The 19,647-nt window shown below is 49.2% G+C and carries 15 protein-coding genes; 14 read left to right on the forward strand and 1 reads right to left on the reverse strand.

Going from position 1 to position 19,647, the window contains the following annotated elements; all coding sequences use genetic code 11:
- Window positions 1-99: 99 nt before the first annotated feature.
- The 7 genes from M1Q06_RS04670 (at window position 100) to M1Q06_RS04700 (ending at window position 8,582) form a co-directional block, all read left to right on the forward strand.
- Entirely contained in the window at window positions 100-1,710 is a 1,611-nt protein-coding gene (locus M1Q06_RS04670) for a glycoside hydrolase family 13 protein (RefSeq protein ID WP_101189829.1), read from the forward strand.
- A 21-nt stretch (window positions 1,711-1,731) separates the two neighbouring features.
- Complete coding sequence (locus M1Q06_RS04675) at window positions 1,732-2,604, forward strand: ROK family protein (protein WP_101189830.1); 873 nt, start codon at window positions 1,732-1,734, stop codon at window positions 2,602-2,604.
- A 258-nt stretch (window positions 2,605-2,862) separates the two neighbouring features.
- The gene (locus M1Q06_RS04680; protein WP_434401961.1) at window positions 2,863-4,167 is read left to right on the forward strand and encodes an ABC transporter substrate-binding protein; all 1,305 of its coding nucleotides are present in this window, start codon (window positions 2,863-2,865) and stop codon (window positions 4,165-4,167) included.
- A gap of 76 nt (window positions 4,168-4,243) precedes the next feature.
- Window positions 4,244-5,104: a carbohydrate ABC transporter permease gene (locus M1Q06_RS04685; RefSeq protein WP_112233674.1), complete on the forward strand. Its 861-nt coding sequence runs from the start codon at window positions 4,244-4,246 to the stop codon at window positions 5,102-5,104.
- A complete protein-coding gene (locus M1Q06_RS04690) occupies window positions 5,104-5,919 on the forward strand; it encodes a carbohydrate ABC transporter permease (protein WP_101189832.1) in 816 nt (271 codons plus the stop codon). Before M1Q06_RS04685 ends, M1Q06_RS04690 begins: the two co-directional genes overlap by 1 nt.
- A 13-nt stretch (window positions 5,920-5,932) precedes the next feature.
- The gene (locus tag M1Q06_RS04695) at window positions 5,933-6,952 is read left to right on the forward strand and encodes a LacI family DNA-binding transcriptional regulator (RefSeq protein WP_101189833.1); all 1,020 of its coding nucleotides are present in this window, start codon (window positions 5,933-5,935) and stop codon (window positions 6,950-6,952) included.
- Window positions 6,953-6,965: 13 nt separating this feature from the next.
- Complete coding sequence (locus tag M1Q06_RS04700; protein ID WP_404336934.1) at window positions 6,966-8,582, forward strand: alpha-glucosidase; 1,617 nt, start codon at window positions 6,966-6,968, stop codon at window positions 8,580-8,582.
- 84 nt (window positions 8,583-8,666) lie between these two features.
- On the opposite strand, the gene M1Q06_RS04705 is transcribed toward M1Q06_RS04700, so the two are convergent.
- A complete protein-coding gene (locus M1Q06_RS04705; protein WP_434401964.1) occupies window positions 8,667-9,950 on the reverse strand; it encodes a glucose-6-phosphate isomerase in 1,284 nt (427 codons plus the stop codon).
- 275 nt (window positions 9,951-10,225) lie between these two features.
- On the opposite strand from M1Q06_RS04705, the gene M1Q06_RS04710 reads away from it, so the two are divergent.
- The 7 genes from M1Q06_RS04710 to M1Q06_RS04740 all read left to right on the forward strand — a co-directional run bounded on the left by M1Q06_RS04710 (window position 10,226) and on the right by M1Q06_RS04740 (window position 19,594).
- On the forward strand, window positions 10,226-12,244 hold the full coding sequence (locus tag M1Q06_RS04710; RefSeq protein WP_434401966.1) for a penicillin-binding transpeptidase domain-containing protein: 2,019 nt from the start codon (window positions 10,226-10,228) through the stop codon (window positions 12,242-12,244).
- 144 nt (window positions 12,245-12,388) lie between these two features.
- Window positions 12,389-14,011: an alpha-glucosidase gene (locus M1Q06_RS04715; protein ID WP_434401967.1), complete on the forward strand. Its 1,623-nt coding sequence runs from the start codon at window positions 12,389-12,391 to the stop codon at window positions 14,009-14,011.
- 237 nt (window positions 14,012-14,248) lie between these two features.
- Window positions 14,249-15,511 carry a S8 family peptidase gene (locus tag M1Q06_RS04720; protein WP_121300600.1) on the forward strand — a complete coding sequence of 421 codons (1,263 nt, stop codon included), beginning with the start codon at window positions 14,249-14,251 and terminating at the stop codon, window positions 15,509-15,511.
- Between the two features lie 89 nt (window positions 15,512-15,600).
- A complete protein-coding gene (locus M1Q06_RS04725) occupies window positions 15,601-16,833 on the forward strand; it encodes a helix-turn-helix domain-containing protein (protein WP_434401969.1) in 1,233 nt (410 codons plus the stop codon).
- Between the two features lies 1 nt (window position 16,834).
- Window positions 16,835-16,978, forward strand: coding sequence for a hypothetical protein (locus M1Q06_RS04730; protein ID WP_434401971.1), 144 nt, complete (start codon window positions 16,835-16,837; stop codon window positions 16,976-16,978).
- Window positions 16,979-17,137: 159 nt separating this feature from the next.
- Window positions 17,138-17,803, forward strand: coding sequence for a GNAT family N-acetyltransferase (locus M1Q06_RS04735; protein WP_434401973.1), 666 nt, complete (start codon window positions 17,138-17,140; stop codon window positions 17,801-17,803).
- Between the two features lie 87 nt (window positions 17,804-17,890).
- Window positions 17,891-19,594 carry a PucR family transcriptional regulator gene (locus M1Q06_RS04740; protein WP_434401975.1) on the forward strand — a complete coding sequence of 568 codons (1,704 nt, stop codon included), beginning with the start codon at window positions 17,891-17,893 and terminating at the stop codon, window positions 19,592-19,594.
- The last annotated feature ends 53 nt before the right edge of the window (window positions 19,595-19,647 follow it).

Here is a 19,647-nt window from a genome sequence, read left to right on the forward strand (position 1 = left end):
ATTTTTATAAAAGGTTTACTTAAAAAGTTCTGTGTTTCTTTTCCAATTTTCCGTATGATAAAAAGAAATGAATGAATCTTCAGGAAAGCAGGCGAGACTATGACGGAGTGGTGGAAAAAAGCAGTGGTGTATCAAATTTATCCGAGAAGTTTCATGGATTCTGATGGCGACGGGATTGGCGACATCCAAGGGATCATCCGCAAGCTGGATTATCTGGCGGAGCTCGGCGTGGATGTGTTATGGCTCTCCCCTGTCTACGATTCCCCGAACGATGACAATGGCTATGACATCCGCGATTACCAAAAAATCATGCAGGAGTTCGGGACGATGGACGATTTCGACCGGATGCTTGACGGAATTCACGAACGCGGGATGCGCCTTGTCATGGATTTGGTGGTCAATCATACTTCTGACGAACACCATTGGTTCACGGAACGGCCTGAATATTACATCTGGAAAAACCAGCCGAACAATTGGCGCTCTTTTTTCAGCGGATCGGCGTGGCAATTCGATGAAAAGAGACAGCAATACTATCTGCACCTGTTTTCCAAGAAACAGCCGGACTTGAATTGGGAAAATGAAGAACTGCGAAATGAAGTGTATAAGATGATGCGCTGGTGGCTGGATAAAGGCGTTGACGGCTTCCGCATGGACGTCATCAATATGATTTCCAAAGATCAGGATTTCCCGGATGGCATCGATGGCGATGGCACACCACACTTCTTCAACGGGCCGCGCGTCCATGAGTTTTTACAGGAAATGAACAAAAAAGTGCTGTCCGATTACGATATCGTCACAGTCGGCGAGATGCCAGGCGCTGCGACGGAAGACGCCAAACTGTATACGGGTCCAGGGCGCAATGAATTGAATATGATTTTCACTTTCGAACATATGAACTTGGACCAGGGACCGAGCGGGAAATGGGAGCTCCAGCCGCTGCGCCTCACGGATTTAAAAGAAAACCTGGAAAAATGGCAAGTGGAGCTTTATGAGAAAGGCTGGAACAGTTTGTATTGGAACAATCACGACCAGCCGCGCATCGTCTCGCGTTTCGGGGATGACGGCCAGTACCGTAAACAATCGGCGAAAATGCTTGCCACTTGCCTTCATTTCCTGCAAGGGACGCCGTATATTTACCAAGGAGAAGAACTTGGCATGACCAATGTAGCGTTTTCGTCGATCGATGATTACCAGGATATCGAGACTTTGAATATGTATAAGGAAAAGCGGGCACAAGGTATTCCGCACGAAGAGCTCATGAAGGCGATTCACGCAAAAGGACGGGACAATGCCAGAACGCCGATGCATTGGAACGCTTCTGAAAACGCCGGCTTTACCGATGGGGAGCCGTGGATCTCAGTCAATCCGAATTACCCGGAGATCAATGCAGAAAACCGTCATGAAGCGGATTCAGTATTCGGCCATTACCAAAAATTGATCGCGCTCAGAAAAGACTTGGCAGTCATCACAGAAGGCGATTTCAACTTATTGCACCGTGAGGATGAAGAGATTTTCGCCTACACACGCAATACGCCGGATGAGCAATTGACGGTTTACTGCAATTTTTCCGAAACGCCGCGTGAACTGCCAATGCCAAAGGGCCAAGTGTTGATCGGGAATTACACGCCGCAGGAAAATCAGGATGTAGTGTTGCTCGAGCCATATGAAGCTGTATGCTTTTATGATGGCACCAGAAAAATGGATGAATGAGTTTAAGGAAGGATGGAGAGAATGAGTAAAGTAATCGGGGTAGACATTGGGGGAACGAAAATCCGCATGGGGGTCATCGATGCAGAAGGGCGGATACTCGCAGAGCGGCAAGTGAAGACGGAGTTTCCGCTGTATCCGCATTTGGAGCGTCAAGTGCTGTTGTTTTTAGAGGAGCATCCTGACGTGTCGGCAATCGGCATCGGAACGCACGGGTTTGTCGACCCGAAAGAAGGGCGCATCGTTTTTGCGGGCGACATGCTGCCAGGATGGACTGGGACAGAGGTCAAAGCGCCACTCGAACAAGCGTCAGGGCGACACGTGGAAGTGGAGAACGATGCCAATTGCGCGGCGCTCGCTGAAGCGAAATTTGGCGCAGCACGGGGGCTTGGACGCGTTGTATGCATTACGCTCGGCACGGGGCTTGGCGGCGGCATCATCTGGGACGGCAAGCTCTTGAGCGGCGGCCCGCACGGCGGGGCTGCAGAACTGGGCCATATGATCTTGTATCCAAACGGTTCACGCTGCGCTTGCGGCCGGCTTGGCTGTGCAGAGCAATACCTGTCGGGTACGGCCCTTGTGCGCCGCATCAAGGAAACGGGGCTTTCGGTGACGCCGCCAGAATTATTCGAACTGGCTGAAACAGATGCCCAAGCGCAAAAGCTGGTCATTGACTTCACCGAGGACTTGGCAATCTACATCAGCAGCTTACAGGCGATCTTCGATATGGACATGCTCATCATTGGCGGTGGTGTATCGGAATCGGCCTCTGCATGGATGGATGAACTAAAGCGCCAATTGGCGGAAGTGCTATTGAATCCATTACCGGTGGAAGTGGCACAATTCGAAAACGATGCCGGCATGCTTGGGGCAGCGCTGCTCGTTTTGGAGAAATAAAGATAAGAGTTCAAAGGTCCTGAAGCCTGAGCCATGCCCGAGTGAAAAGGCTGGCGCAGGCCGTGAAGGGTGCCGGTTGACTATAGATTGCTTGCACGACATAAAAACAATTGAAATATTTTAAAAATAGATTGCGCAAACGTTTTCATTGTGATAATCTGTTAATAATTATTAGTTGGAAACGCTTACCAAGGAGTTTCCATTTTTTTCTACTCTATCGTGCAATCGTTTGCACAACAACTCAAAGGGGGAGTTCAAGTGAAGGAATTAAAGTTCAGCAAGGGGTTATTGGCATCTGTTTTACTATCAGCGGGGGCGCTTGCAGCATGCAGTTCAGGGGATGAAGGATCAACGGCAGAAGGCGGCGGCGAGCAAGTGACCGTCGATATCTTCCAATTCAAAGTAGAGTTTAAAGACCAGTTTGAAGATGTCGTCGCACAATACGAAGAAGAAAATCCTGATGTCAACATCGAAATCACGACAGTCGGCGGCGGAGAAGATTACGGCGCTGCGCTTCGTTCCCGTTTCGCTTCAGGCAATGAGCCGGCGATCTTCAACATCGGCGGGCCACAGGACGTAACGGACTGGAAAGATAACTTGACTGACTTGTCCGATACAGGCGCAGCGGATGCAGCACTCGAGGGCACACTAGACGGCGTGACAGTCGAATCGGAAGTGCTCGGCTTGCCGTATAACCAGGAAGGCTACGGATTTATCTACAATACACGCTTGTTCGAAGAAGCTGGAATCGATGCCGCCTCTATTACGGATTATGCGAGCTTAGAAGAAGCGGTGAAAACGCTTGATTCGAAAAAAGAAGAACTCGGCCTTGAATCGGTCTTCGCGTTGCCAGGAAAAGAGACGTGGGTGACAGGGCTTCATTTGTCGAACACTTTCCTCGCGCCTGAATTCGATAATAATGTCTTGACGGCATACGATGCAGATACAGTGGAATTTGAATACGGCGAAGGCTTCAAGAAAATCCTCGATTTGCAAAACGAGTATTCGAAGCAGCCGACTGTGAGCCTCGACTATTCACAGCAAGTTGAAGAGCTATTTTCGCTTGAACGTGTGGCGATCATCCAACAAGGAAACTGGGTTTACGGTTCGATTGCAGGAATTGACCAGGAACTCGCAGATTCAGGTGTTGGCATGATGCCGATCCCAGTTGAAGGCTTGGAAGATGGCGGATTACCAGTCGGCGTGCCGATGTATTGGGGCGTCAACTCGAACCAAGACGAAGAAGTCGTAACGGCAGCAAAAGATTTCCTTGATTGGCTATACACGTCCGACACTGGGAAAACAGCTGTTTTGGAAGACTTTAAATTCATCCCGGCATATGAAGGTTATGACACATCCAAAATCACCGATCCAATGTCCAAAGCGATCTATGATGCTTCAGAAGCTGGCGAAACAATCGGTTGGGTCTTCATGGGCTATCCGACTGGATGGGGCGAAGATGAACTCGGCGCGAACATCCAGAAATACTTGAGCGATGAAGCGAGCTGGGACGAAGTGGTCGATTCAGCAAAAGCGGCATGGGAAACGAGCCGTGGGGAGTAATTTGTCCATCATACCAGAGCAGCCATTGTGCTGCTTTGTTTTGTTTCAGGGTTTAAATAGAAAGAGAGGCTAAACTATGCGTACACGGGATCTTTCCTATTGGTTATTTTTAGCGCCTGTATTGTTGGCGCTGGCACTTGTCGTCGTCGTGCCGATGCTGCTCGGGCTTTTCTATTCGTTCACGGCATGGAACGGCATCCAAACCGGCGAATTTGTCGGCTTCCAGAATTACTTGAACTTATTTAAAGATGAGCGCTTCCTCGATTCGCTTTGGTTCACGACGAAATTCTCGGTCGTATCTGTTATTTTGATCAATTTCATCGGACTGTCACTCGCTTTGATCGTCACATCGAAGATCAAGACGAGCAGCTTGCTGCGCACGACTTTCTTCATGCCGAACTTGATCGGCGGCTTGATCCTCGGGTTCATCTGGCAGTTCATTTTCCTGAAAGTGTTCGCGAGCGTCGGCGAAGCAGTCGGCATGGAAAGCTTGCAGGCATGGCTGTCGACGACCGAAACCGGGTTCTGGGGCTTGGTCATACTGATGAGCTGGCAGATGGCCGGCTATATCATGGTCATCTACATCGCTTATTTGGAAGGCTTGCCGAAAGAGTTGATCGAAGCGGCTGAAATTGACGGCGCATCGACCGTACAGCGCTTCCGCTACATCATCTTTCCGCTTGTTGCCCCGGCGTTCACAGTCAGTATGTTCTTGACTTTATCGAATACATTCAAGCTGTACGACCAGAACTTATCGCTGACAGCGGGCGGCCCATACAATTCGACGGAAATGGTCGCCATGGAAATTTTCAAGACAGCGTTTGTGCAAAATGCCTTCGCCTATGCTCAGGCAAAAGCGATCATCTTCTTCCTGATCGTCGCTATTATTGCACTCGTTCAAGTGTATATCAATAAACGCCGGGAGGTCGAAATGTAATGCGCAACCGCTGGAATATAAAAGTTGAAGTGCTCGGCGTCGCACTGGCGATTCTATGGCTATTGCCTTTTTACTTAATGTTCGTCAATTCCTTCAAATCAAAAAAGGAAATTTTCCTCGACACGACGAGCCCTCCGGAAGCGTGGAGCTTCGATAACTACATCGTGGCATTTCAGGAACTCGACTTTCTCAGAACTTTGTTCAATTCTTTATTGATCACCGTTGTCAGCGTCGTGCTCATCGTCTTGTTCTCGGCGATGGCTGCTTATGCGTTGTCGCGAGCGAAAAGCAAGATATCCACATTCTTGTTTTTCCTGTTTGTCTCGGCGATGCTCATCCCGTTTCAATCGGTGATGATCCCGCTCGTCACGGTATTCGGCCAGTTCGATATGCTGAACCGCGGCGGATTGATTTTCATGTATATCGGTTTCGGTGCGAGCCTGTCGATTTTCCTGTATCATGGTGCTTTGAATAATGTCCCGAAATCGCTCGATGAAGCGGCGAAAATCGACGGGGCGAACCGTTGGCAAGTGTTTTGGCATATCATTTTCCCGATCCTCAAGCCGATCACTGTCACGGTCGCCATACTCAATATCATCTGGATCTGGAACGATTACCTGTTGCCGTCGCTGGTCATCAATACGACCGGCAGTGAAACGATTCCGTTGAAGATGTTCTTCTTCTTCGGCGAATATACGAAGCAATGGCATTTGGCGCTTGCGGGACTTACGCTGGCGATCATTCCGGTCATTATCTTCTATTTCTTTGCGCAGCGCTCGATTATCAAAGGTGTCTCGGATGGCGCTGTAAAATAAGGGGGCAATCGCAATGGCAATTACAATTAAAGATGTCGCGAAACTGGCGGAAGTTTCGCCGGCGACAGTTTCTAGGGTTATTGCGGATCATCCGAAGATCACCCCGAAAACAAAGCGCAAAGTGCGAAAAGCCATGGAAGAGCTCGGCTATTACCCGAATTTCCAGGCACGCAATTTGGTAGCGAAAAAAAGCAAAGCGATCGGCGTCATCATGGAAAATTCCACGACGCTTGCTTTCCAGAATCCATTCTTCCCGGAAGTGTTGCGCGGCATTTCCGTCAGTGCCCATCATAGCCAGTACGGTCTGTACCTGTCGACAAGCGCGACTGAACAGGAAATCTATGAGGAAGTGGTGGCGATGACACAAGGAAAACGCGTCGATGGCGTTATCTTGCTGTATTCGAAAATTGATGATAAAATCTTGGACTACCTACTGGCAAATGGCATTCCGTTTTCAGTGGTCGGGCGGCCATACACGCGCCCGGACGCCATCTCCTATGTCGATAATGATAATGTCGCCATTGCGAAAGAAGTGGTGGGCCATTTGATTTCACTGGGCCACCGGGACATTTCATTCGTCGGTGGCGCATCCGATTTTATCGTGTCTTCTGACCGTTTGAGTGGCTACCGGCAAGCGCTGGACGGAGCGGGGATCCCGTTCACTCCAGATTATGTGGTCACACAGGAAGAAATGGAAGGGCACGAACAGCAGGCGATCCGCAACTTGATGGAACAAAAAAATCCGCCGACAGCCATCGTCACGCACGATGACCTGGTCGCCTATGAAGTGATCAGTTATCTGGAAGATTTGAATATTGCCGTGCCTACCGATGTGTCAATTGTCGGGTTCAACAACCATGCTTTGTCGAGCCATTTAAAGCCGCCGCTCAGTACGGTGGATATTTCGATTTTTGACCTTGGAATGGAAGCGGCGAATCTGGTATTGGAAAAAATAAACGATGACAATGCCCCTCCCCGGAACATCATCGTTCCGGCAACATTGATCGAAAGAGGATCTTGTCAAAGTCTTTGAAAGGAACAAGATTATGAACAAAACATGGTGGAAAGAAGCAGTGGCGTATCAAGTCTATCCACGCAGCTTCAATGACTCAAATGGAGACGGCATCGGGGATATCAACGGTGTCACGGAAAAACTGGATTATTTGAAAGAACTGGGGATCGATGTCATCTGGCTCTGCCCGATGTATAAATCGCCGAATGACGATAATGGCTACGACATCAGCGATTACCAGGAAATCATGGATGAACTCGGGACGATGGCTGATTTCGACCGTTTGCTCGATGAAGTGCACGCGCGCGGCATGAAATTGATCATCGACCTAGTCATCAACCACACGAGCGATGAGCATCCGTGGTTTTTGGAATCACGCTCGTCACTCGATAACCCAAAACGCGATTGGTATGTTTGGCGCGACCGCCCGACGAATTGGGAAAGCATTTTCGGCGGCCCGGCATGGGAGCTCGACGAGAAGACGGGGCAATATTATTTGCACATTTTCTCGAAAAAGCAGCCGGATTTGAACTGGGAAAATCCGGAAGTTCGCAAAGCCTTATATAAAATGGTCAATTGGTGGCTGGATAAAGGCATCGACGGGTTCCGCGTCGACGCGATCAGCCATATCAAGAAAGATTTCAGCGATCTGCCGATAGAAGAGGGCAAGCCATGGGTGCCGGCATGGGAAAAAATGATGAATGTCGATGGCATCCAGCCGTTGCTCGCTGAATTGCGCGATGAGACATTTGCGAAATACGACATCATGACGGTTGGGGAAGCGAATGGGGTCTATGCAGAAGATATCGATGAATGGATCAGCGAAGAAGACGGCAAATTCGACATGGTGTTTCAATTCGAAGATTTGACGCTTTGGGACAATGATGTCAAACAAGGGATTAACGTCAATGATTTGAAAACCGTCTTGACGCGCTGGCAAAAAGCGGTCGACGGCGTCGGCTGGAATGCGTTGTTTATCGAAAACCACGACAAGCCGCGCGTCGTCTCGACTTGGGGCAATGACGGGGAATACTGGCGCGAAAGTGCGACAGCGCTCGCTTGCATGTATTTCTTCATGCAAGGAACACCGTTCATCTATCAGGGCCAGGAAATCGGCATGACCAATGCGCCGTTTGAGGAAATCCATCATTATGACGATGTCCATACGCATAATTTGTATTTCTATAATTTGGCGGAAGGCATGGAACATGATGCGATCATGACTTTATTGAAATCGACAAGCCGCGACCATTCCCGCACGCCGATGCAATGGAACGCAGCAGAAAATGCTGGATTCACGACAGGCACTCCGTGGCTGCAGATGAACCCGAATTTCGAATGGCTCAATGTCGAAAGCCAAAAGCAGGATCCGGCATCCGTTTTGTCGTTCTATAAGCAAATGATCTTCCTGCGCAAAAACATGGATGTGCTGGTCTATGGCAGCTACGATTTGGCCGAGACCGATTGCGAAGATGTTTACGCTTATACCCGTACGCAAGGGGAGGAACAAGTGCTCATCCTTTCGAACCTTGGAAGCACCACATGCACTTGGCTGGAACCGGAAGGCGCAGAACTGCTGCTGGCCAATTACCACGACCGTGACTTGCATCAATTAAAGCCGTATGAAGCACGGGTGTACAAGCTCGCTTAATGGTTGTGCAACAGGAATATCCATTTTTCTATTGAAAAACGCTTTTCCCGATTGGCCAGAAGGCTGTTCGGGAAAAGCGTTTTTTTAGAATCCTGGTTTTTTCAAGAGCTTGAAGATATTGTTCTTGTATTCTTCGACGCCCGGTTGGTCGAACGGGTTGATGCCGAGAAGGTACGCGCTATACGCGCAGCTCAGCATGTAGAAATACAGCAAATGGCCGATCTGGGATTCGTCGATGCGGTCCACGGTCAAGCTCAATTGCGGTACGCCGCCGGACAAATGGGCGTTCGATGTGCCTTTATGGGCGATGTGGTTAAATTCCTGCAAGGACAAGCCGGCAATATAATTCAATTCGTCGCCGTCTTCAAGTGTTTCGAAAATCTCCAGGTCTTCCTGTGCTTCTTTTACCAGCAGGAAGGTTTCGAACAAGTTGCGCTGCCCGTCTTGGATGAATTGGCCAAGCGAGTGCAAGTCCGTCGTGAAGACGACCGATGCCGGGAAGATGCCTTTTCCTTCTTTTCCTTCACTTTCACCGAATAATTGTTTCCACCATTCCTGGACGAACGACAGCTTCGGCTCGAAGATGGCGTTCACTTCTGTCGTATAACCTTGGACATACAGGTGATGGCGGATCGCCGCGTATTGCATCGCTGGGTTATGGTCAGGGCCAGCATCCCGGTAAGTCGTTTCCGCTTCTTTTGCACCATCCAACAGCTTGCGGATTGAATGCCCGGCAGCGGCAATCGGCAACAGCCCAACTGCCGTGAAGACGGAGTAGCGCCCGCCGACATCATCCGGCACGATAAAGCGTTGATAGCCTTTTGTTTCCGCTAATTGGCGAAGTGCCCCTTTTTCAGCGTCGGTTGTCACGATGATGCGTTCGGCCGCACCGTCGCCGTAGCGTTTTTCCATATAGTCGCGCAGGAAACGGAACGCGATAGCTGGCTCTGTCGTTTTGCCGGATTTCGAAATGACGTTGACGACGACTTCCTTGCCTTCTAGATGTTCAAGCAATTGCTTCAAGTATTCACCGCTCACTTGATGTCCCGCGAACAGCACTTCCAATTGCTCGTCTTTCTGGAAATAAGGCGACAGCGCAGAAAGGACGGCTTTTGCCCCTAGATAGGAACCGCCGATTCCGATGACGACCAAGACGTCAGCCTTTTCGCGGATTGCTTTGGCGGTGTCTTCGATTTTTGCCAGAAAATCCTCCGGCAAAGAAGAGGGCCAGTCAAGCCAGCCAAGGAAATCAGAGCCGGCTCCTTTTTTCGCGTACAGATCCTCCTGAATTTGGTGTAAACGGGTTTTCATTTTAAGATCTACTGCAGACTCAATCGCTTGTGAATATGTTAAGTTGATCATAAACATCCTCCTATTCTATGATTACTGATTTTACCATAGTGGGGGAAAAGATAGCATATCTAGCAAGAAAAACTGCAAAGCGTTGAAAGCGAGTGAATCGGGTTTGCTTCGGTGCCACTTATTGGTAAAATAAAGAGAAACTTCAATTAGCTTGGGTGTTTCACGCAGTTAATGAAGTGACACTGGCTATTTTTTTGCGTCCTATTAATTTTCCATTTAGATAAATAGGGATTTCGGCCAAATCAAGAGCATAATTTAGAAAGCTACAGGAGGTCACGAAAATGAAACGATACATAGCAATAGCAGCGGGTGCTGGCGTACTTGCGATGGCAGGATGCCAGCCGCAGCCGACGCCGGAAGACCGATTAGGTGAATACGTCAGCCATTGGAATGAACAAGATTTCGCAGCGATGTACGAAGACTATTTGACACAAGGCTCGAAAGAAGCTTTTCCCCAAGAAGCGTTCGATGAGCGGCAGCAGCAATTGATTGAGGACCTCGGCATCGAGAATCTTGAAGTCAGCTATACTGCGCAGGAAGATGCGGAATGGGACGAAGCGGAGCCGGCTGAGTTTCCGCTTACTATCGCGATGGATACGCTTGCCGGGCCGGTTGAATTCGACCAGACGGTTTCCTTGATCCATGAAGAGCAGGAAAGCGGAGAGAACTGGTTTGTCGAGTGGGATCCGTCCTTGATATTCAAGGATCTTGAAGAAGGCGATGAAGTCGCAGTGCGGACTGAAGCCGCTGAGCGCGGGGAGATTGTGGACCGTGAAGGGCGCGGCTTGGCTATCAATGGCACCGGCTATAATCTTGGCGTGGTGCCGGACCGGCTGGAAGGAGACAGCGATATAGCTGAGGCTGCTGAACTTCTTGGGTTGACAGTGGAATCGATTGAAGAAAGCCTGAACCAAAGTTGGGTTCAGCCGGATCAATTCGTGCCGCTGACAAAAGCGTCGAAATCAGCGGAACAATTAATCGCTGACGTGGAAGCGAGCGATGTCGTCACTTATCAGGAAACGGCGATGCGCGAATATCCATACGGCGAAGCATTCGGCCACTTGACCGGCTATATCGGCTCGATTACAGCAGAGCAATTAGAAGAATTAAAAGGCCAAGGCTACGGAGCAAATGACCTGATCGGCCGCCAAGGGCTTGAACGCCGTCTCGAAGAACAGCTGCGCGGCCAGAGCGGCGCACGCATCCTCATCCAAAAACAGGCAGAAGGGGCTGAAGATATCGTCCTCGCTGAACAGGAACCGACAGCTGGGGAGGATGTGGAACTGACCATCGATGCTGAATTGCAGACAGCTGTCTATGATTCGATGCAAGGGGAACCGGGAAGCGCTGCTGCAGTGTCGCCTGAAAACGGCGAAACTTTGGCGCTCATCAGCTCTCCTGGCTTTGACCCGAATGAATTCATTGCAGGCATCAGCGGAGAGCGCTACACGGAATTGTCGGAAGATCCATTGAATCCGCTGTTCACGCGTTTTGCTGCAAGTTATGCCCCGGGGTCGACCATTAAACCGGTGACAGCGGCCATCGGCATGGAAGCAGGAACACTCGATCCGCAGCAAGGGCTCGAAATCAATGGCCAGACTTGGCAAAAAGACAGCTCATGGGGCTCCTACCGTGTATCCCGCCTGCACCCAGAAGCGCCCAATCCGATTGATTTGAACCGTGCACTCGTTTACTCGGACAATATTTATTTTGCGAGGCAGGCGCTTGAGATGGGAACGGAAACATTCATTGATGGGCTTACTGCCTATGGCTTCGGAGAGGAATTGCCGTTTGCCATCGAGTTGGAGAGTTCTCAAATCTCTAATGACGGCACTCTTGGGTCTGAAGGGCAATTGGCGGATACATCATTCGGCCAAGGGCAGATGCTCGCCAATATCCTGCATCTCGCCTCGGCTTACGAGCCATTCCTCAATGGCGGCACGATTTATGAGCCGACGCTTTACGCTAGCGAAGAAGCTGGGCAAGTATGGAAAGAAGGCTTGATCAGTGAAGGCAATGCGGCTGTGCTTCAAGAAAATCTTCGCAATGTCGTCACGGACGGCTATGCCAAATCGGCCGATATCGATACTGTGCCGATTGCCGGAAAAACCGGCACCGCTGAATTGAAAGGCGCTCTAGGTGAAGAAGGGCAAGAGAACGGGTTCTTCGTTTCTTATCACGCTGAACAGCAAGATTTCATTTTGGCGATGATGATTGAATCGATCGAAGACGATGGCGGCAGCGATTACGTCGCCGGCTTTTCGGCCAACGCTATGGAACAGTATTACTTGAATAATTGACCGAAACCGTCCGCATCTCGCGGGCGGTTTTTATTATATGGGCAAAGAGGACTTTCAGGGGAAAAGGCGTATACTATATAAAAAAACAACGGTTGTCAGCAGTCAATGTGAGCACATCAATTCCGCAATAGCAGGAAGAGGGGGATGAGCTTGAGAAAGACATGGTGGAAAGAAGCGGTGGTCTATCAAATTTACCCGCGCAGTTTTTTTGATACAAACGGCGACGGGGTCGGGGACTTGAACGGCGTCCGGGCAAAACTCGATTATCTGCAGGAGCTCGGTGTCGATATGATTTGGCTATGCCCGGTCTACAAATCGCCGAATGTCGACAACGGGTATGACGTCAGCGATTATCAGGCGATCATGGATGAAATGGGGACGATGGATGATTTTGATCGTTTGCTTGACGATATTCACTCGCGCGGCATGAAGATCATGATGGATTTGGTATTGAACCATACGAGCGACCAGCATCCATGGTTTCTGGAATCGAAATCATCGCTCGACAATCCCAAGCGCGATTGGTATGTCTGGCGCGATAAGCCGACGAACTGGGAAAGTATATTCGGCGGGCCGGCTTGGACTTATGACCCAAAAACCAGGCAATACTATTTTCATTTGTTTTCAAAAAGCCAAGTCGACTTAAATTGGGAAAATCCCGAATTACGGCGTGCGCTATACGATATGATTCTGTGGTGGCTCGATAAAGGGATCGACGGTTTCCGTGTAGATGCCATCAATCATTTGAAAAAAGATTATACGGATATGCCAAATCCAGACGGGCTGAATTACGTGCCGGCGTGGGAGAAAATGACGAATGTCCAAGGGATTCAGGACCTTCTGGCAGAATTGCGGCGCGAAACCTTTGACCGCTATGATGTGGTGACCGTCGGTGAGGCGAACAGCATCAGAGCGCATGAGATCAACGAATGGATCAGTGAAGAAGAAGGCAAATTCAATATGATCTTCCATTTGGAGGCGCATGAAGAAGCGTGGGATGAAGAAAGTGCGGGCGTCGATGTCGACGATTTGCGGATCGTCCTCGATCGTTGGCAGCGCAGTGCACAAGGGATTGCCTGGAATTCCTTGTACTTGGAAAACCACGATCGACCGCGCACCGTTTCGACCTGGGGCAATGACCGTGAGCATTGGCGGGAAAGCGCCACAGCACTTGGGTGCATGTATTTTTTCATGCAAGGCACGCCCTTCATTTATCAAGGGCAGGAAATCGGAATGACCAATGCGCCGTTCGACGATATCGATATGTACAGGGACATCGAGACGAAAAATATGTATCGCTATCATCGTCAAAAAGGAGTTTCGCATAAAGAGTTGATGAAGACCATCAAGAAAATCAGCCGGGATCATGCAAGGACGCCGATGCAATGGAATTTTGGCGCAAACGCCGGCTTTACAGGGGGCAAGCCGTGGATTCCGGTAAACCCGAATTTCAATTGGCTTAATGTAAAAGCGCAGCTAAAAGATCCGCAATCGGTGCTGTCTTTCTATAAGAAGATGCTGCAATTGCGAAAGGAGCATGAAACTTTGGTGTACGGCAGCACGCATTTGGCATTTCTGGAATGTCCATATGTTTATGCGTATACGAGGGAATACGGGGCAGCACGCTATTTGGTCATTTCACATCTCGATGACGATACCTGTTCTTGGTGGAACCCGGTCGACGGGGAATTGTTGTTGTCGAATTACGACAGCTATGTCGACGGCAAACTGCAACCATACGAAGCGCGTGTCTATTTATTGAATTAAAAGCCGCATCGAGCGGCTTTTTTTAATGTTCTCATTTTCCTCATTTAAAGGAATATAGTTGTGGGTATAAAGTTATGTTTTGGTTATAAGGAGCTTTCCTGGGCAAGGATTTTCCCAATTACACAATCCGTTTTTCTCTGCTAGATTTAAAGCATGGCAACAGCTGCAGAACAACAGGCGGGACGCCGCTTGCTGCACAGGGCCATACAAATCTATTCGGAAAAGGGGATTCGAAAGATGAAAAAATCAGCAAAATTCATTACGACAGCCATGCTGGCAGCGACTATGCTAGTACCAGCAATGGGGGTTTCAGCAAATGAAGCTCCAGACGCACAAAAAGCGAACGCAAATGAGACGATCCGTGTGCTCGTGGATATGCCAGGGAAAAACGACCTTGAAAAAGCGAAAGATCAATACGGCGTCCACTGGGATTTCAATAGCGAAGGCTTCACAACCGATATGACGGAAAAGCAATTCGAAGCCTTGAAGAAAAACAAAAATGTAACGATTGAAAAAGTGCCTGAATATGCAGTGGAAACGACAACACTTGAACCACAAGCGCGCTATCAAGCAATGGCTGCATCCCAGTCTACTCCTTGGGGCATTAAAGCAATCTATAATAACAGTTCCATCACGAAAACAAGCGGCGGGTCAGGCGTCAACATTGCAGTCCTGGACACAGGCGTCAACACTAGCCACCCGGATCTTGCAGCGAACGTTGAACAATGTAAAGACTTCACTATCGGAACAAGCATCCGCAACGGTTCTTGCACGGACCGTCAAGGGCACGGGACGCACGTAGCCGGCTCAGCACTTGCGAACGGCAATGGCGGCTTGTACGGCGTAGCGCCGCAAGCCGACCTTTGGGGATACAAAGTGCTTGGCGATGACGGATCCGGTTCTGCCGATGATATCGCAACGGCCATCCGTCACGTAGCCGACCAGGCTTCAGCCTTGAACCAGAAAACGGTCATCAATATGTCTCTTGGCTCTTCAGCAGAAAGCAGCTTGATCACGAATGCGGTCAACTACGCATACGGTAAAGGGGTACTTGTTATTGCAGCAGCAGGCAACGAAGGCCCGTACCAAGGATCGATCGGCTTCCCAGGTGCATTGCAAAATGCCGTAGCGGTAGCAGCTCTTGAGAATGTGCAGCAAAATGGCACGTACCGCGTAGCGGATTTCTCTTCACGCGGATACAGCCAATATGCTGGTGATTATTCCATCGGGAAATATGATGTAGAAGTATCAGCTCCAGGTGCAAGCATTTACTCCGCTTGGTATGACGGAGGCTATGCAACGATTAGTGGAACATCGATGGCATCTCCTCATGCAGCCGGCCTTGCAGCGAAAATCTGGGCAGCAAACCCATCTGCAACGCACACGCAAGTCCGCGGCGACCTTCAAAACCGCGCAGCGAACAACGACATTCTATCCGGCTATTATGCAGGATCTGGAGACGACTCCGCTTCTGGATTCGGATTCTACCGCCTGCCATAAGAGTTAGACTGAAGACAAGCCCGGCTGTAACAGCCAGGCTTGTTTTTTTGTGTTAATATTTATATATTCTGACAAAGAAAGGTGAGTTTATGAACATCGGTTCTGTGATTAAATACTATCGGCTCAAGCACAACCTCACACAGTCACAGCTCGCTGATGGCATCTGTTCCGTATCGCATTTGAGCAAAATCGAATCCAATACCTATACGCCGCACGAAGAAACTTACGAAGCGCTGCTTTCCAAAATGGGCGTGCAATTGAAAAAAGAACTGGAACACCAGAAGCGGCTTGAACAGCAATTAGGGCGGTTTATTGATTGCGCACTTCATTACGATCTCGACAATTTGCATAAAATCTATGAAGAGCTTTTGGATGAGGACGATTACCTGCAATCAACCGACCTGGTGAATCAATATGAATTGTATAAATTCCGCTATTATGTCCTGGATTTGCAGATGGACAAAGCGTCAGCACAGCAAAAGCTGCTTGAAAAGCTGAAAGCTTCTTTTACAGCACCCGAGTTATGGATGAGCCGATTTTTTCAGGCGCTCTATTTCACTACTTTAGGCCAGCAAAAAGAAGCAATGGACTTGATGTACAGGTTGGATCAAGGGCTTCAAAGCATTCCGCAAAAACTGGAAGGAGAATTTTATTATCAAAAAGCAAGAATTTTAATAGTACATGACCGTCTGGAACTTTCTGCATATTTTGCGGAGCGGGCAGTGCGTTCTTACGAGATGCACCACAATTATATCCGTCTGCTGCATGCGCAATTGCTGCTCGCGATTAATTACACAAGGCGCAATCTAAGCACTCAAGCCGCCAGCTTATATGAAGTGGTAAAACGCAACGCCCATTTGACCCATCAGCATGAATTGTATCAATCGGTTCTTTACAATTATGCGGAATTAATGAAGAGCCAGAAGCAAGACAGCCAAGCATTCGAGCTGTTTTCGGAGCTCAAAGATGTGTTGCAGCCAGGAAGCTATATACACAAAGCGGTCATCGTCAATCTGCTGGAACTAAAAGGCGTAAGTGAAGAAGAAACAGTTGGCCTGATCGAACAATTGCGTATGCCCGGGACCCCGAAAGATGAAGAATACTTTAAGTTATACAGTGATTACTACGGGAAACGAGAATTTTCCCAACAAGAACTTTTGAACTATAAAGAAGATAAAATGTTTCCATTTTTCAAAAAATATGGTTATATAAAAGACACCAAACATCTTTCTGAAGAGCTTGCGACTCATTACAAAGAGCAGCAAGATTGGCAGAAAGCCTATTACTATCAAACTCAATTTCTGGAAAGTGACGGTGAATAACATGGAAAAGAAAAAATTATTGGTTGGTGCAACCTTAGCGCTAATCTTGACTTTGTCGGCTGGATTGTCTCAAATCGCAACACAAGCAGAAAATGCTGATGGAAACGTGACAATCAACGGACCACAGGTATTGCCGCCAGTATAATAGAACAACAGGAAAGCTTGCCAATTCGGCAAGCTTTTTTTAGCGAATTTTAAGTTGCCAAAGCCATTAACCTCAGACTCGCCTCATTCCTCTCATCCCTACTACTGTGTATACGCATCCTCTTAGGGTAAACTAATCAAAAAGAAAGGCGGCGACACAATGTATAAAAAACAGCAATACGTTTTTAAGGATGGGCGTCCGGTTTTAGCGACTATCAGGACCTACACAGAAGAAGACTTTTCTGGCTTGATCGAAGTCCAGCGTGAAAGTTTTCCGCCGCCGTTCCCTCCCGATTTGTTATGGAACGAGCGACAACTTGGAAACCATATCGCCTTTTATCCTGAAGGCGCAATCTGTGTAGAGATCGATGGCGAAATCGCAGGGTCCATGACAGGGATGCTCACGAAATTCGATCCCAATCGTCCTTTACATACATGGGAACAAGTGACTGATTCGGGATCGATCGGAACGCATGACCCAGACGGTGAATCGCTGTATGTTGTCGACATCGGCATCAAGCCGAAATTCCGCAAACTGAAACTTGGCAAGTTATTGATGGAAGCGATGTATGAGCGGGTCGTTGCGGACGGGCTCGAGCGTCTCGTGGGCGGCGGGCGCATGCCAGGGTATCATCGTTACGCGCATGAACTGTCCGCTGAACAATACATAGAAAATGTGCTGGCGGGTGAGCTGAGGGATCCAGTCATCAGCTTCTTGCTCAGTTGCGGCCGCATGCCGGTGACCCTAGTTCCGAGATATTTAGATGATGAAGAGTCCCGTGATTATGCTTTATTGATGGAATGGAAAAATCCTTTTCATTTATAATTTGTTCTGATTATTCGGACACTTACTTTTTCAGAAGGTTTGTTTTTGCTATACTGGCAGAAACCAATGTAGCGCGGAGGGGATCATATGCAGCTGACCGTGCAAGATGTCTTGGATTATGAATTGTTGGAAGGGGCGGTCGTCCGTACAGCCAAAGAATATGCACATGCGCAGCCTGTGCACTGGGTGTCGGTCATGGAAATGCCGGTGGAGAATTTCGTACGCCGCAATGAGCTGGTATTGACGACTGCGATGGGATGTAAAAACGAGTTGGAGACATTTCGCGGATTTGTCCAGGACATCATCGATTCTGGGGCAGCCGCCCTCATGATCGCGATGGGGCGGCACGTTTTTGAAATTCCCAAAGAGATTGCAGAAATGGCCGAAGAGCAGGCATTCCTGCTCATTGAACTGCCGTGGGAGCTACGCTTCTCAACGGTCATCGAAGAAGTGATGATCGATTTGAACGATCTGCACCGTCAAGAGCGGCAACGTTCGGAACAAGTGCAGCAGGATTTATTGAAATTGATTCTGGCGGATGCGGAATTGGAGAAAATCGCTGCCTATATCCGCCGTGAGCTCGACAGTGCGCTGCTCATCACGGATGCACACGGGGCAGTGCAAGCAGCTGCCGGTTTTTCGCGCACCAAACTGGAAGCGTGGGAACAGCAGGTCGGCAAAGGGATTTTCCCGATTCGCCAGGAAACTCCAAAAGGAAACCGTGACCCGATGATCCAGAAATTCCGCAGGGGCGAATTGGGTGGCCGAAGGATCGTCCAAGTCCCGGTGCTCCAAGTATCAGAGGAAGCTCAGGGTTATCTATTCGTCGAACTGCCGGAAAATGCAGGCGATGGGCGTCTTGATGTCTTTTCGGTTCACGTGCTGGAGCATGCGGCAACGACCATTTCCTTATGGCGCTCAAGGCAAAATGCAGTCGAAGAGACAAAAGCGGCGCTGCGCATGGATTTCGTCCGCGAACTTGCCAATGGGGAATTCACGACCAAAGAGCAGGCGGCTTCCCGTGCCCGCGCACTCGGCTATGACCTGGAGCTCCCATATATTGGCCTGGCGGGCAGCCCGGAGAATTTACGTGAATTATTTGGACGCCGAAAGCCGGATCATAGTTCGTATACTGATTGGTCGAAAAGCATGATTGCCTATATCGAAGAAGAAATCCATTACGCGGCCCATGCCATGAAACGCACGGTGATGACGGGTTATGTAGACGGGTATTTGATCATCTTCCTGGAAAAGCCACCCGAAAGCGGGCAGGAAAACCAGGTCAATTTTTTGGATTTGATCGAACGGCGGCTGGGGAATTTATTGCCGGAAGTCCTGCTGTCCTGGGGCATAGGCGATCACGCGCAAGACTTTGCCGGCTTCAGCAGCAGTTTTCAGCATGCGAAGGCGGCACTTGAAATCGGGCGCATGAAAAAAGGGCCGGGGCACCGGATGGATTACCGCGATACCCGCGCAGACCGGCTGCTATTGCAATTGGCCAAAACCGAAGGGATGAAAGACATCATCGAGTCGACGATCCAGCCGCTTGTCGATTACGACCAGCAGCGGCAAATGGATCTGATCGGCACTTTTTCGGCCTATAACCATTATCAAGGAAATGTTAGCCAAACGGCGCGTGCCTTGAACTTGCATCGCCAATCGCTGCTATACCGCTTGCGCAAAATCGAGTCATTGACAGGGTTATCGCTTGTCGACCCGGACGATTTGTTTCTATTGGAATTATGCGTCCGCACCCATCGCATCCGTGCCTCTGAACCGAACGACGCTTGAATGAAAGCCTTCTAAGTCAAGAAGGCTTTTTTTGTGTGGAAAAATTGACTAAA

Source organism: Planococcus sp. 11815 (assembly GCF_051096385.1).
GTDB classification, from domain to species: Bacteria; Bacillota; Bacilli; order Bacillales_A; family Planococcaceae; genus Planococcus; species Planococcus citreus.

What these genes read in the sequence shown, in the direction of transcription:
- M1Q06_RS04670 (WP_101189829.1), top strand. Translation starts at nt 100, where the DNA reads ATGACGGAGTGGTGGAAAAAAGCAGTGGTGTATCAAATTTATCCGAGA.
- M1Q06_RS04675 (WP_101189830.1), top strand. Translation starts at nt 1,732, where the DNA reads ATGAGTAAAGTAATCGGGGTAGACATTGGGGGAACGAAAATCCGCATG.
- M1Q06_RS04685 (WP_112233674.1), top strand. Translation starts at nt 4,244, where the DNA reads ATGCGTACACGGGATCTTTCCTATTGGTTATTTTTAGCGCCTGTATTG.
- M1Q06_RS04690 (WP_101189832.1), top strand. Translation starts at nt 5,104, where the DNA reads ATGCGCAACCGCTGGAATATAAAAGTTGAAGTGCTCGGCGTCGCACTG.
- M1Q06_RS04695 (WP_101189833.1), top strand. Translation starts at nt 5,933, where the DNA reads ATGGCAATTACAATTAAAGATGTCGCGAAACTGGCGGAAGTTTCGCCG.
- M1Q06_RS04700 (WP_404336934.1), top strand. Translation starts at nt 6,966, where the DNA reads ATGAACAAAACATGGTGGAAAGAAGCAGTGGCGTATCAAGTCTATCCA.
- M1Q06_RS04705 (WP_434401964.1), bottom strand. Translation starts at nt 9,950, where the DNA reads ATGTTTATGATCAACTTAACATATTCACAAGCGATTGAGTCTGCAGTA.
- M1Q06_RS04710 (WP_434401966.1), top strand. Translation starts at nt 10,226, where the DNA reads ATGAAACGATACATAGCAATAGCAGCGGGTGCTGGCGTACTTGCGATG.
- M1Q06_RS04715 (WP_434401967.1), top strand. Translation starts at nt 12,389, where the DNA reads ATGAGCTTGAGAAAGACATGGTGGAAAGAAGCGGTGGTCTATCAAATT.
- M1Q06_RS04720 (WP_121300600.1), top strand. Translation starts at nt 14,249, where the DNA reads ATGAAAAAATCAGCAAAATTCATTACGACAGCCATGCTGGCAGCGACT.
- M1Q06_RS04725 (WP_434401969.1), top strand. Translation starts at nt 15,601, where the DNA reads ATGAACATCGGTTCTGTGATTAAATACTATCGGCTCAAGCACAACCTC.
- M1Q06_RS04730 (WP_434401971.1), top strand. Translation starts at nt 16,835, where the DNA reads ATGGAAAAGAAAAAATTATTGGTTGGTGCAACCTTAGCGCTAATCTTG.
- M1Q06_RS04735 (WP_434401973.1), top strand. Translation starts at nt 17,138, where the DNA reads ATGTATAAAAAACAGCAATACGTTTTTAAGGATGGGCGTCCGGTTTTA.
- M1Q06_RS04740 (WP_434401975.1), top strand. Translation starts at nt 17,891, where the DNA reads ATGCAGCTGACCGTGCAAGATGTCTTGGATTATGAATTGTTGGAAGGG.